Origin of the sequence: Mesorhizobium sp. M0800 (assembly GCF_040320095.1) — a bacterium.
Classification (GTDB): Bacteria; Pseudomonadota; Alphaproteobacteria; order Rhizobiales; family Rhizobiaceae; genus Mesorhizobium.
Genome location: NZ_JAMYOZ010000009.1, coordinates 72,999 through 86,430 on the forward strand (window position 1 = coordinate 72,999; position 13,432 = coordinate 86,430).

The 13,432-nt window shown below is 62.6% G+C and carries 11 protein-coding genes; 5 read left to right on the forward strand and 6 right to left on the reverse strand.

Features of this window, described 5'->3' with window-relative positions; translation table 11 throughout:
* Positions 1-108: 108 nt before the first annotated feature.
* From NKI18_RS13960 to NKI18_RS13970, 3 genes are read right to left on the reverse strand one after another with little or no spacing between them, the layout of a single operon-like run.
* A complete protein-coding gene (locus tag NKI18_RS13960) occupies positions 109-2,430 on the reverse strand; it encodes a xanthine dehydrogenase family protein molybdopterin-binding subunit (RefSeq protein WP_352617157.1) in 2,322 nt (773 codons plus the stop codon).
* The gene (locus NKI18_RS13965; RefSeq protein ID WP_352617160.1) at positions 2,427-3,410 is read right to left on the reverse strand and encodes an FAD binding domain-containing protein; all 984 of its coding nucleotides are present in this window, start codon (positions 3,408-3,410) and stop codon (positions 2,427-2,429) included. The genes NKI18_RS13960 and NKI18_RS13965 overlap by 4 nt, the downstream gene beginning before the upstream one ends.
* Positions 3,407-3,892: a (2Fe-2S)-binding protein gene (locus NKI18_RS13970; RefSeq protein ID WP_352617162.1), complete on the reverse strand. Its 486-nt coding sequence runs from the start codon at positions 3,890-3,892 to the stop codon at positions 3,407-3,409. Before NKI18_RS13970 ends, NKI18_RS13965 begins: the two co-directional genes overlap by 4 nt.
* A 702-nt stretch (positions 3,893-4,594) precedes the next feature.
* On the opposite strand from NKI18_RS13970, the gene NKI18_RS13975 reads away from it, so the two are divergent.
* On the forward strand, positions 4,595-5,227 hold the full coding sequence (locus tag NKI18_RS13975) for a TetR/AcrR family transcriptional regulator (protein WP_352617164.1): 633 nt from the start codon (positions 4,595-4,597) through the stop codon (positions 5,225-5,227).
* An 18-nt stretch (positions 5,228-5,245) separates the two neighbouring features.
* Here the strand turns inward: NKI18_RS13975 and NKI18_RS13980 are convergent, their stop codons facing one another.
* A complete protein-coding gene (locus NKI18_RS13980) occupies positions 5,246-5,686 on the reverse strand; it encodes a lipid-binding SYLF domain-containing protein (RefSeq protein WP_352451439.1) in 441 nt (146 codons plus the stop codon).
* Between the two features lie 265 nt (positions 5,687-5,951).
* Between NKI18_RS13980 and NKI18_RS13985 the strand changes: the two genes are divergently transcribed.
* On the forward strand, positions 5,952-6,887 hold the full coding sequence (locus NKI18_RS13985) for a hypothetical protein (protein ID WP_352617167.1): 936 nt from the start codon (positions 5,952-5,954) through the stop codon (positions 6,885-6,887).
* Positions 6,888-6,916: 29 nt separating this feature from the next.
* Here the strand turns inward: NKI18_RS13985 and NKI18_RS13990 are convergent, their stop codons facing one another.
* Positions 6,917-8,479 carry a serine hydrolase gene (locus NKI18_RS13990; protein ID WP_352617169.1) on the reverse strand — a complete coding sequence of 521 codons (1,563 nt, stop codon included), beginning with the start codon at positions 8,477-8,479 and terminating at the stop codon, positions 6,917-6,919.
* Between the two features lie 127 nt (positions 8,480-8,606).
* Positions 8,607-10,040 carry a coiled-coil domain-containing protein gene (locus tag NKI18_RS13995; protein WP_352617171.1) on the reverse strand — a complete coding sequence of 478 codons (1,434 nt, stop codon included), beginning with the start codon at positions 10,038-10,040 and terminating at the stop codon, positions 8,607-8,609.
* Positions 10,041-10,495: 455 nt separating this feature from the next.
* Here NKI18_RS13995 and NKI18_RS14000 point away from each other — a divergent pair, with 455 nt between their 5' ends.
* The 3 genes from NKI18_RS14000 to NKI18_RS14010 are packed head-to-tail and all read left to right on the forward strand — an operon-like array spanning position 10,496 to position 13,409.
* Positions 10,496-11,236, forward strand: coding sequence for an ATP-binding cassette domain-containing protein (locus NKI18_RS14000; protein WP_352617174.1), 741 nt, complete (start codon positions 10,496-10,498; stop codon positions 11,234-11,236).
* Positions 11,237-11,291: 55 nt separating this feature from the next.
* Positions 11,292-12,353: an ABC transporter permease gene (locus NKI18_RS14005; RefSeq protein WP_352469187.1), complete on the forward strand. Its 1,062-nt coding sequence runs from the start codon at positions 11,292-11,294 to the stop codon at positions 12,351-12,353.
* 51 nt (positions 12,354-12,404) lie between these two features.
* On the forward strand, positions 12,405-13,409 hold the full coding sequence (locus tag NKI18_RS14010; protein WP_023677316.1) for a sugar-binding protein: 1,005 nt from the start codon (positions 12,405-12,407) through the stop codon (positions 13,407-13,409).
* The last annotated feature ends 23 nt before the right edge of the window (positions 13,410-13,432 follow it).

The following is a 13,432-nucleotide window of genomic DNA, read 5'->3' on the forward strand; positions in this document are numbered from 1 at the left end:
CCTGAAAAAGGCAGAGCGTTGAAGCTGCCGATCTCCCCTCTCGTGGGGAGATCGGTCGTCACGTCGGCTTTTGACAATCGCCAATGCGCCGACAGTCCCAACCTCCGCCTAAATCAGCTTCTCCAGCGTGATCGGCAGGTCCCGCACCCTTTTCCCGGTGGCGTGGAATACCGCGTTGGCGATCGCCGGCGCCACGCCGACAATGCCCAGTTCGCCGACCCCCTTGCCGCCCAGCACCGAGGAATGCGGATCGGGAATACCGACCGAGATCACCTCGATGTCGGGAATGTCTGCATTGGTGGCGATGAGATAGTCGGCGAGGTTGTTGTTGACGATGCGGCCGTGGCGGCGGTCGACGATGCCCTCCTCGAGCAGCGCCTGGCCGATGCCCATGATGATGCCGCCCTTCCATTGGCTTTCGGCGAGCTTGGGGTTGTAGAGCCGGCCCGAATCCAGCGCCGACACCACGCGGGAGACGCGAACCGTGCCAAAGTCCTCGTCTACGCGGACTTCGATGAAATGCGCGCACCAGCTGTGGCGGGAATAGTCGCCCTCGGTGTGTGGCAGCGCCATGGCTATGGTGGTGTAGTTCTTGTAGCGGTCCTCGACCGTCGAATTGGCCGGCATGGTGTCGCCCTTCGCCTCGATATGCTCGCGCCCGACGCTCCTGAGCAGTTCGGCGATGGAAGCTTCAGGGCCGTTGCCGCGCGGTGAAGCAATGCGGCCATTGGCGACGACGAGCGTGTTGGCCTGCAGTGCATGGAACGGCGAAGCCGGATCGCTGATGGCGAGCCCGATCAGTTGGTCGAGCGCGGCACTCGCCGCCTTGTGGACGGCGCCGGTCATCACCCCGGCCAGCCGCGAACCGCCGGTGACGCCGGCACGGGCATAGCGGGAATCGCCAAGCTTGACGACGACGTTTTCCGCCGGCACGCCCACCACCTCAGCGGCGGTCTGCGCCAGGATCGTGTAGGTGCCCTGCCCCATGTCGATCGATGAGCTTTCGACCTCGACCGAGCCGTCGGCGAGAATGCGCACGACCGCCTCGCCATAGGCGCGCCGCACCGGGTAGGTGCCTGCCGCGACACCCCAGCCGATCAGCTGGTTGCCGTCGCGCATCGAACGCGGCCGGGGGTTCCGCTTCGACCAGCCAAAGGCTTCGGCGCCGGCCGCGAAGGCCTCACGCAGCTGCCGTGTCGACCACGGCTTCTTCGCATGCGGATCCTGCTCGGCATAGTTCCTGAGCCGGATTTCCAGCGGATCGATACCGACCTCATAGGCGAGCTCGTCGATGGCGCTTTCGATGCCGAAGGCGCTCGGGTTCTCGCCCGGCGCGCGCAATGCCCCCGGCACCACCGTGTTGACCCGCACGACGTTCTGCCGCGACGAGAAATTCGGCGTCGCGTACATGACCGAGGTGACCGAGCCGAGCGGCTCGACCCACATGCCGTCGACCGAGGTCTCGTTGACGCCGCGATGCACGATCGACTGGATCTGGCCCTCCGCGTTGGCGCCGAGCGCCACGGTCTGGCGCGTCGCCGCCCGTCCGCCATAGGCGGTGAAGGTCTGCGGCCTGGTGACCGCCAGCTTCACCGGCCGTCCCAGCATTTTCGCGGCGACTGCCGCTACAGCGCCGTAGCCATAGGCAAACGCCTTGGAGCCGAAGCCGCCACCAATATAGGGCGAGACCAGTCGTACATTCTCGAACGGCACGCCGAACCATTCGGCATAGGTCCGCGCCATGCCGTCGAGCCATTGGCTCGGCTCCCAGACCGTCAGCTGGTCGCCCTGCCACTTTGCGATCAGGCCATGCGGCTCCATCGGCGCCTGGTATTCGCGCGGCGTGTTGTAGGCGTTGCAGATCCTGACCGGAGCCGAGGCGAACGCTGTCTCCGCCTCGCCCCATTCCTTGGTCATCGCATCGACGGGGATGCCGTCGCCGGCCTTTGGATCGCTGAGGTCGACGATCGCCGGCGCCTCGTCATAGGCAATCTTGACCAGCGCTGCGGCCGCGACCGCCTGCTCGAAACTCTCGGCCACCACCGCCGCGACATGCTGGCCGCTGAAGGTGATGTCGCGCGCCAGCGGGCAATAGGCGACGTCCGGCGGCGGCGTACCCAGCCAGTCCGTTGCGGTTCTCAGCGGCAGGATATTGTCGGGCGTCAGCACCAGCAGCACGCCGGGCGACGCCTTGGCCGCGGCCGTGTCGATCGAACGCACCCGGCCGGCGGCAATGGTGCTCTCGACCAGCACCGCATGGGTAAGCCCCTCGAGCTGCTGCTCGACGGCGTATTTGGCGGCACCGGTGATCTTGGCCGGGCCGTCGACGCGCGACAGCCGGCCGCCGACCTGATCGGCGAGGACGGCACCGTCCGAAGCGTCGCCGCGTTTGGCATCGCCGGGTCTTGTTCTCAACTCGTGAACGGTCATGCCGTTTCTCCCATTTTGAGGATGGCGCGGGTGACGACGCGCGGCGCCAGTTCGATCTTGTAATGGTTGGCGCCATGGTCGACGGCGCCCTCGACGGCGAGCAGGCTGGCTTGCCTGACTACCTCCGGCTCGAGCACTTTGCCGTTCAGCGCCTCTTCGACGGCACGGGCGCGCCATGGCTTAGTGGCGACGCCGCCAAGCGCGACGCGCAGATCGCGAATTGTCCTTCCGTCGGCTTCGAATTCAATGCCGACCGCAGCACTTGCCGCGGCGAATTCATAGGACTGGCGGTCGCGGACCTTGAGATAGGTCGAGCGGCGGGCGGCGGCCGAAGCGGGAATGCTGATCGCGGTGATCATCTCGCCGGGCTCGATCGCATGTTCCCTTTCGGGCGCGCTGCCAGGCAACAGGAAAAAATCATCGACGGCGACCTGACGGTCGCCGAGATGGACGATCGCGTCGAAGGCGACGAGTGCAACCGCCAGGTCGCCGGGATAGGTGGCGATGCAGGCCTCGCTGGTGCCGAGCACGGCATGGCCGCGGGTGACGCCGCCGATCGCCGAGCAGCCGCTGCCGGGCGAGCGCTTGTTGCAAGCGGGGAAATTCGCCGGATCGCGGAAATAGGGGCAGCGCGTACGCTGCATCAGATTGCCGCCGATCGTCGCCATGTTGCGCAGCTGAGCCGACGCCGCCTGCCACAATGCTTCCGAGACTGCGGGGAACCGACTCTTGATATCGGCATGGTCGGCGACGCGGCTCATCCTGGCCAGCGCGCCGATCGTGGCGCCCCGGTCATCAACGGCAATCGTGTCCAGTCCCTTGAGATGGGTGATGTCGACCACGGTCTCGGGTTCGGCAACGCCGCATTTCGCGAGATCGACAAGCGTCGTGCCGCCGGCCAAAAGCATGGCGCCGGGAAGTGCTGCTGCCTCACGGGCTGCATCGGCGGAGCCGGCGCGGAGATATGAAAAGTCCCTCATGACGCGGCCTCCACGGCGGCCTGGCGCACGGCGGCGACGATATGCGGATAGGCGCCGCAGCGGCAGAGATTGCCGGCCATGTATTCGCGGATCTCCTCGTCGGAGCCGGCATGGCCTTCGCGAATGCAGGCGACCGCCGACATGATCTGGCCCGGCGTGCAATAGCCGCACTGGAAGGCATCCTGTTCGAGGAAGGCGGCCTGCACCGCATGCAGCGTGCCATCCTCCCCGGCAAGCCCTTCGATGGTGGTGATGTCCCTGCTTTCAGCCTGAGTGGCAAGCGTCAGGCAGGCCAGCACGCGCTGGCCATCGATATGCACGGTGCAGGCGCCGCACTGGCCCTGGTCGCAGCCCTTCTTGGTGCCGGTCAGGCCGAGATGGTCGCGCAAGGCGTCGAGCAGGGTAACGCGCGGTTCGACCTCCAGCTCATGTCGATGTCCGTTGATTCGAAGTTGGATTGGAGTTCGGGTTTTGCTTATCATGGGGCGTCTGGCTCCAGTTGCTTGACGCGGGAGGGGATGATCTGGTGCCCGGCCGGCGAGCGGCAAGGTCAGCTTATGGCTAGGTGAAGGCTATCTTCCCTTTGGGGGAAATGCCCGGCAGGGCAGAGGGGGTCTGCCTGACTTGGTGCGAGCTCCGGGAGGGCTGCGGCTTGCGAGGTCGAAAGACGTGACATACCCGATCCCGTGATTACATGAGAAAGGCGCTCCACAATCGGAGGCGCCTCCGCTTATTACCTAAGGGCCTGCTCCGCCCTGTTCAAGCCCAGGATCGAAAATGATCAAAATTGGAGAAAATTGGCAGGCAGCCAGCCGTCATGCCTGGAGACAAAAAAGCACCACCGGCCCAAGCCGGTGGTGCTCTCTGAACTGTCTGTAGGGGCAGGACAGTCCAATGATCCTGAGGGGATCGTGCTCAACGTGGGCTCATTTTTGCCCCACGGCATCGGCCGAACAGATGAGGAGTGCCGGCCGCGAGGAAATATCCTCCGTCGTCATCCACCGGCCGTGCACCGGAGGCGGGCAAGATGCCTCGCCTGCCGGAACGCCGGCCCAGACTCGATCCTGTGATTATATTTACTTGCGATTATATTTGTCGGAGACGTAACGAAGGTGGAAGCGTCTGCGTTCTTGAAACGGGGCCTGCCTATCCGGGTATGCTTCGGATCAGCACTGGAGAAAAAATTGGCCGCGGAGCCGCCCGTCATTTCTGGAGACAAAACCGAAGCCGCCGTTGCAAAACCACTGCGCGCCGACGCGCAGCGCAACCGCGATGCGCTGGTCGAGGTCGCGGCAAAAGCCTTTGCCGCGCAAGGCGTCGATGCCTCGCTGGAGGAGATTGCGCGCCAGGCCGGCGTCGGCATCGGCACGCTCTACCGGCATTTCCCAACCCGCGAGCACCTGGTCGAGGTGGTTTATCGGCGCGAAGTGGAAGGACTGTGCCAGGCGGCCGACGAACTCGCCCACGATCATGCGCCCGACATGGCGCTCGAACAATGGATGCAGCGCTTCGTCGACTACATCGCCACCAAGCGCGGGCTGTCGACAAGCCTGCGCATCCTGCTCACGACCAACTCAACCCTGTTCTCCGACGTTTCCGGCAGGGTGACGCTCGCCTTGCGGCGGCTGATCGATGCCGCGGTCGCCGACGGCTCGATCCGCGGCGATGTCGATGCCTCCGACGTGCTGCATGCGCTGGGCGGCATCTATTCGGCCCCGGACACCAAGGACTGGCGCGACCGCTCGCGCCGATTGGTGTCGCTGCTGATGGATGGGCTGCGGTTTGGAGCGGCCAAATCCGACCCATCCAAGGAATAACGAATGCAGTGACTGTCCTTATTTCAGCGAGATGCTCATACCGCTGAGATCGGCATTGACTTGCAGCCCTACCTGCCTGCCCGTGAGTTCGAGTTGGGCACCCTTGTCATTGGTCATGACGATCACCTGGGCTCCTTTGCCGAGCGCGCCGCCACCGCCCGCTGCACCGTACACCCCCGTCACATCCCGGGCGCGGCGTATGTGGCGCACGGTACCTTTGAAATAGGTCTTGGAGGCGCCGAAGGCGAGGCCGCCCGAGATGCCGCCGACCGAGATGGGATATCGGCGACCATGGAAGGTCAGTGTGCCCTCGCCTCCGGAGCCGCCGATGAAAAAGGCCGCCTTGTAGACGGCGAAGCGGATCGTACCGCTGTCGGCATGCGCGACGCTGGCAAAGCTAACTGCCGCCGCAGCGATGACGGCAACTGCGACTGAACGAAATCTGGACGAAATCTTCATGATGAGAACTCCTCAAGATCGCCGCATGCCCAGCCGGCCGGGCACGTCGGCGTCGTATCAAAGTCATAGCTGAACAGTCTCGCCCGTCATTGGTTCCAAGCACGCGGCCTGAATCCGGCTGCGAGAAGACCGCCACGAAACGAGGCGGATGGCGAGCGTAGTCCTGGCTGTAAGAACAGTGGCCGAATGGTGGGGATGATCGTAGGTGTTGAGGCGGAATGGTATTAGTCTGCGCTGTCTGGGGTTTCGGGAGCGCGGCAAAGGAATGGACTTCAACTCACGCCATGGCTACCTGCTGATCGGCGGCCTGATCCTGGTCGGTGCCGGGCTCGTGGTCGTTTCGCTGATCGTCAATCTTCGCGTGGCGCACAGTGTGCGTGACGACGTACGCCATCGTGAAAAGCTGCTGGAATATTATCGCAATATCTTTTCGCAGCTGGGCGTGATCCTGATCGGGATTGGCGTGTCCCTGTTCATCTTCTTTTTCCAGCAGAATTATCAGGACCAGCGCAAACGCGAAACGGAGCTCCAGCAGGTTCTCGCCAAACTGGCGGCGCGTGTTGCCCGCGGCAGCGCTGTCGTGGAGGCCCTCGGCGAATTCGATGAGCTGCTGGATGATGGCGGCGCCTATGTCAGTCCGGAACTCGGCGGAAACAATGCCGCCGTCAGCGCCCACGGAACGGCGCTCGCCAAGCAGGTTTCGCAGATCCTTCTGGTCGAGCGCGACGTCGATGTTCAGGGGTTCGATATTCTCAATCTGTCACGCGATTTCGAAGCATCGTTCGTCGTCAACGAGCTCAACCCAATGCTATGGTTCAACATCGTCCGGGACGAGAGCGACATCAAATATGCCACTACCCAGATCGCCCTGGATTACAAGGACCTGCAGGATGCGATCGGCGGCGAGCCGATCGAGGTTGCGATCGCCAATCCCGAAAAGGAGCGGAAGATCAAGCAGGAGGTGCTCGACATCTTTTATGATGCCGACCTCCTGCGCCAGCGCAGCAGGCGGTTTCTCGGCCGCGCGTGCTGGCTTTTCAGCAACGGGCGCGGCTTCGTCAAGCTTGCACCGGCCAATGAAATCGAAGCCGATGCCAGATCGCACCAGGAATGGCTCGACCGGTCGAAACCCTTCCTGACGCAGTTGAAGTCGGGAAGCGGCGATTGCTTCAAATTGCTCCAGTTCGGCCCGGCATCCTGACCCGGCAAAGGCTCCCGCGGCCGCGATGGCTAATCCGCCACGCGCTGCAGCGTGCCGAGATGATTGTCGTCGAGAAATTCGACGGTCATGGCCGACGCCTTGCCGTCGGGGCCGACCGCAAAGCTGACGGCCGAGGGCCTGTCCGGCATCTCGGCATCAGGGAAGGTCACGAAGAGGTCGCGGTCGAAATGCTTCAGCGAATAGGACCGCGCGCCGGCCGGCCCGACCTTGAGGACAAGAGTGTCTCCTTCGCCCGACACAATAGCTTCGCCGAAGAAGTCGTTTAAGTAACGGCCTGCATAGGCACTGGCCGGCTCGGCCGGACTTGCTGGAGAGGGCGGCGCGGCATAGGTTGCCTTGGCCGCCGCAATCACCGGGCCGAATATGCTCGCATAGATATTATTCCATGCCTTTACCTTATCCTTGCCCAGCGTTCCGTCGAAGACGAGATCGGCGAAGCTGTCGGACAGCCCGTCCGGCACGCCTGTCGGAAAGGCGTTGGCGATAACGACGATGCCAAGCTTCTCCTCGGGGAAGAGCATCACCAGACTGCGTGCGCCGGTGCTGAAGGCGCCCGCATGACCCCAGATCAGCCCGTGCCGGCCGAATTCGATATTCCAGCCGAGACCGTAGAAGGCCTCGCCTCCGGAGACGGGGTTCTTGCCGCGAACCATCAAGGGAATATGTGTCTGGTCCAGCGCATCGGCGGCAATGAGTCTCTTGCCGGCATAGACCCCGTTGCCGAGCACAAGGCGCATCCATTGCGAGAGGTCGCGTGCGGTAGAACTGACGCCGCCTGCTGGCGCCTGCGCATCCGGATAGCGCTGGACCTTCGCGGTCCACGCGCCATCGATTTTGGCGTGGAGCTCGGCGCGGTTGGCGTGCTTGATGAAGTCCGAATGACGCGAGCTGGTCGAGGCCATTCCAAGCGGACGGTAGAGCTTCTCTTCGGCGACCTCTTCCCATGATTTACCCGTCGGCTTCGCGGCCGCGACGGCACCCTCGGTCAGTCCGAAATTGCTGTAGGAATAGCCCGCACGAAAGCTCGATGACGGCGACACGAACCGCAGCCGGCGCAGGATCTCCGCGCGGTCATAGCCGATGTCCTCGAGGTCGTCGCCGGCGGTGCCGGGAAGCCCGCTGCGGTGCGCAAACAGGTCCCGGACCGTGAGTTCGCTGGTCGGATAGGGCTGAGCGAGCCGGAAAGCCGGATCGAGGTCGGCGATCTTGGAATCCCACGAAGCGATCCCGTCGCTGACCAGCGCCGCCACGACGGTGGCGGAGACCGGCTTGGAGAGCGAGGCAATCTGGAAGACCGTGTCAGCATCGACGATCTCCGGTTTTCCGGCTTCGCGATGCCCGAACCCCTTGAGGAAGATCACCTCGTCGCCATGCACGACGCCGATGGCCAGACCGGGCACGCTACCATCCGCGACGACGCCTTCGGCCAGTAATTCGAGCTTCGCAATGGCCGCGGCGATCCGGTCGGGCGTAATGGTGTCGGCCGACGCCGCTTTCGGCGAAAGCGTAATGAGGGCGATGAAGGCCAACATCCTCCACCGGAGGTGGTTCCAGTTTGTGAACAGCCGCATGCTCAGCCCCTCCGCCTCACCGGCGTCCACTATTGCAGCCTGACGCAGGGGAGGCCAGCCCCAACGATCGCTTCCATCGACCGATGTTCGCTTCGCACCAGTCGACCTTCAGACAGCCGCGCCTGAGCTACGAAGCAGCGCGCAGGCGGAGGCGCCGCCTGCTGGCGCGGGCCTTCTCCGCCACCGCGGCGGTGATCTCGACCACGCCGTCTTCACGCGGTCTGGCGTTGGTGACCTTGTGGAGCCGCTCATAGGGCAACAGTTCCTTGACCCGGGCTTGAAGCGACGCGACTTCGGCTCGTAGATCCTCGCATTCCTGCCTCTGGACGTCGAACTGTATCTGTTCGGATGCCTGCTGCAGGGAAAGCTGCGAAAAATTCGTGCTGATTGCGGAAAGGTTCATCTTGTCGTTTTCGCTCTCCTTCGTGAGAGCGGACAATTTTTGCACGACAATTTGCTTTTCGGCCACCGCGTCGCTCGCTTGGGCCTTGAGCCTGGCGATCTCGCTGGCGGCTTCGCTATTGTGGTTGGAGGCGGCCTCCAGTCGCGATCGAAGGTCCTCGATTTCAGAACGCAAGCCGGTCATTTCCGCGACACTGCGTGCAAGCTCGGCTTCTCTGTCACCGTCCCTGAGGCGGGCCGCTTCCGTTATTTCCGATAGCTTCGTCTGCGCCACATCGAGCGATTTCTGCAGCCGCATCTCCTCTTTCTCGCTCTTGCCAAGCGCGGCCAGCAGTTCCGAAACCTGCGCGGCGTCATTGGCATGGACAGTCGAGAGTTCGTCCAGCCTGTGCCGGGCCTCGGCCTCCCGTTTCAGCGCCTTGTCGAGGTCGATCGACAGGCTGACATGTTTCTCCCGCAGCATTTCGTTCTCGCGCGAGCGTCTGTTGGCCTCGACGGCTCTGGCCGAGAGTGTTTTGACAAGCTCGCCGAACTCGGCCTCGCGTTTTGCGCTCGCATTGCCTGCCACGACGAGTTCCAGCCTTGCCGCAGCCAGCGCGCCGCGAAGTGCTTCCTTGTCCTCGACCAGGCTTGCCTCGTGCTGCTGCAGGGCCTCGATAGCGCTGTCGCGCTCGCGCTGCTTTCTGGTCGCTTCGTGGAGCTGTTCGGACAGCACTCTTTGCTGCGCGGTCAGGCCGGTATTTGCCAGCTCCAATTCGTTGGCGCGAAGAATGTCGCCGTGGAGCAGTTTTAGGAATTCGCCCGTCAGATGATGCGAGGTCGCGATCTCCGACAGTTTCGCATTGATCTCCCCGAGATATTCCTGCGCGTCGTGAAAGAGCCCATCGACCGCATTTAAGGCAGCCAGCCGGGTTTGCGTATGGGGGGACAGCCGTCGTGCGGTCTCGAAGGCGTCCGCATTGGCCTCGAGCTGCGAGCTGTCATCCGTTGCCGGGAGATTCTCATCCGATACCGTCTCATCCGGCACAGCGACGTCGTTCAACGGCGACTGATCGTCCACATTGAGACATTCGCTAAACGCGTCCGCCAAATCGGTTTCGAGCTCCTTGAACGCTCTCTCCACAGTCTCGGCACGCTTGATCAAACCTTTGAAATTCATGACCGAATATCCCTCTCGTGCAGCGCCGTTATGGAGCGGACTTTCAACACTTGACCCTCGCCTCCCCCGAATGCGGGTTCATCTCCTGACGTGCGCTCTGGCCGACGCACGCTAGGGACAGGCTTGGCCACTGTCCTCGTGTGTTTGAATGACGCAACCCCGTGTTCTGCCGCGCTCCATACCCGAGGCGTTGGCACCGCTCGCAAAAATGCCCACTCATTTCACCCGAAACGGATATGAAGCGGCGCAAGCCTGAGTATCGCCTGGTGATTGTCTTAAGGACCGGCCGAGCCCTCGGTGCTCTGCAGCAGCTACAAGGTTACAGCCTAAGACGACGCGTGTCACTGCCGGGAGGCCTGACCTAATAAATGATTGTGTTGAATACGTTTCGCTGATTAGCTGCTGTGCATAGACCAGGGACAAGACCGATAAAATGTTGTCCCGGGAGGACCGCGATGCCGGTGCTTGAGGTTCGCCACGTCTCCAAGAATTTCGGGGCTATCCAGGCCCTGACTAACGTCAGCTTCCAGGTGGAGCGAGGCGAAGTCGTTGGTCTGATGGGGGACAACGGGGCCGGCAAGTCGACGATAGTCAAGACTGTGGCCGGGAATTTTCCTCCGAGCGACGGCGAAATTGTAGTCGAGGGCGAGGTGTGCCACTTCCACCAGCCCGTGCAGGCCCGCGCCAAGGGGATCGAAGTTGTTTATCAGGACCTGGCGCTCGCCGATAATCTGACGGCCGCGCAGAACGTCTTTCTGGGGCGCGAGATCAAGAAAGGCTTCTGGCCGATCAGGATTCTTGACAAGCAGGCGATGATCGATCGCTCGGCAGCGCTGTTCAAGGAACTCAAATCGGAAACCCGGCCGCGCGACCTCGTCAGGAAGATGTCGGGTGGGCAGCGCCAGGCGGTCGCCATCGCGCGGACCCGGCTTTCAAATGCTAAGCTGGTGCTGATGGACGAACCAACGGCCGCCATCTCCGTGCGCCAGGTGGCGGAAGTACTCGAACTAATCCGACGCCTCAAAGCACAAGGAGTCGGCGTCATGCTGATCAGTCACCGAATGCCTGACGTGTTCGCCGTGGCAGATCGCATTATCGTCCTCAGGCGGGGCTCGAAAGTTGCCGACAAGCCAGCCGACAGAACATCGCCCGAGGAAATCACTGGACTGATAACGGGGGCCATCCGTGGCGAATAGTGTTCAGGAGTCAGTTGGCGTTCAGGGCTCAGTCGAAGAACATGGCCGGCCGGCCATGTCGGATTTCGTCCCGACCAAGGAAAAAACAGTTCTCCAACGTGTGATTTCAAGTCAGCCCTTCTGGGTGACGATCGCGCTCATCGCGCTCGTCATGTTGATGACTGCGATGGAGCCGAGCTTCGGCACGTCTGAAAACGTCGCCAATGTGACGCGCAATTTCGCACCTTTCGGCATCATGGCACTTGGCATGACGATCGTCATCATCACCGGCGGTATCGATCTGTCGGTCGGCTCCGTCATGGGTCTCGTGGTCATCGTCGCCGGCCTGTTCCTCACCTGGCATTATCCCTGGTACGTCGCCTTCGCCATGGGCCTTTTCTCCGGTCTGGCCTGTGGCGCGGTCAACGGATTCTTTGTCGCCTATGTCGGGATGCCGTCCTTTGTGGTCACCCTCGGTATGCTGTCCGTCGCGCGCTCGCTGGCGGTCGTATTCTCGGCCAACCAGATGCTCTACCAGTTCGGGCCCGATGCTCCGATCGTGAAGGCAATCGGTCAGTGGAAATGGCCGCGGCATGGTCCGAACGACTGGGCACCGCATTGGATACCAGAACTGTCGTCACAATTCTGGACCATGGTGATCCTGGCCCTGATTGTCGGCTTCGTATTCAACTTCACAGCCTGGGCCCGGCATCTCTTCGCCATCGGCGGCAATGAGGAGGCGGCACGGCTCACCGGCGTTCCGGTCAACTGGATTAAATTCCAGGCCTATCTCTTCTCGGCTTTCACCGCCGCGCTCGCCTCGCTCCTGCTCCTCGGCTACAACGGCTCGGCCATCAATGCCATGGGCCAGGGCTATGAGCTGCGCGTTATCGCCGCGACAGTCATTGGCGGCGCCAGCCTCATGGGCGGCGCCGGCACGGCCTTCGGTGCGATCATCGGTTCGGCCTTCCTCGAGGTGATCAGGAATGCGCTGCTGATGGCCGGTATCGATTCAAATTGGCAGGGTGCCTTCGTCGGCGCCTTCATCGTTCTTGCGGTTCTTTTGGGCATGCAAACCGGCGGCAAATCGATTCTCGCCGCGTCGCTGGCAGTCTTGATGCCCAAAAAACGCCGCTAGAAACCCGCCGGCGGGAGGCTTGCGGGATCACACCCAGGAGGAGAACGTCACATGAAAAAACATCTGCTGACGGCCGCCGTGGCGCTTGGCGCAATGGTGCTCGCCGTTTCCGGCGCCCAGGCGAAATACACCTTCGCCCTGGTGCCGAAGAACATGAACAATCCTTTCTTCGACCAGGCACGCGACGGCTGCAAGAAGGCCGAAGCCGAATCCAATGGCGCCGTGGAGTGCATGTATATTGGCCCCGGCGAGCATGGCGGCGGCGACGAGCAGGTACAGATCGTACAGGATCTTGTGGCCAAGAAGGTGGACGGCATCGCCGTGTCGCCATCGAACGCCGCGGCGATGGCGGTTGCGCTGCAGGCCGCCAAGGAAGCCGGCATCCCGGTCCTCACCTGGGATTCCGACCTCCTGCCCGAAAACAAGGATCTGCGCGTTGCCTATATCGGCACGCACAATTATGAGATCGGCGAGAACCTCGCCAAGCTTGTCATGCAGATCAAGCCCAAAGGCGGCACGATCTGCATCCAGTCCGGCGGCGCCGCGGCGGCCAACCACAACGAGCGCATGCAGGGCATTCGCGATACACTTTCGGGCACCAAATCGGCGGCCTCGCCCGGGGATCGGCTGACTGGCCAGAACGGCTGGACCGAAATCGAAGGCTGTCCGCTCTACACCAACGATGATTTCCCGCTTTCGGTGCAACAGTTCGAGGATATTATGGCGAAAAACCCGAACCTCGACGCATTCGTCCCAACCGGTGGCTTCCCGCAGTTCATTCCCGATGCCAACCGCGCCGCGGTCGCACCGTACAAGGACAAGATCGCCTCGAAAGCCCTGGCCCTTGTCGTTGCCGACACGCTTCCGGTACAGATCGACCAGATGAAGGAAGGTTTCTCCCTTGGCCAGGTCGGCCAGCGGCCGTTCGAGATGGGCTACAAGACGATGATGGCGCTGAAGGAAATGAAGGAGGGCAAGGCTCCGCCGGCCGACCCGACCTACACGGGCCTCGATGTCTGCACTCCGGAGACAGCCGACACTTGCGTCGCCAAATAGTGCTTTTGGGCGGGAGGAAACTC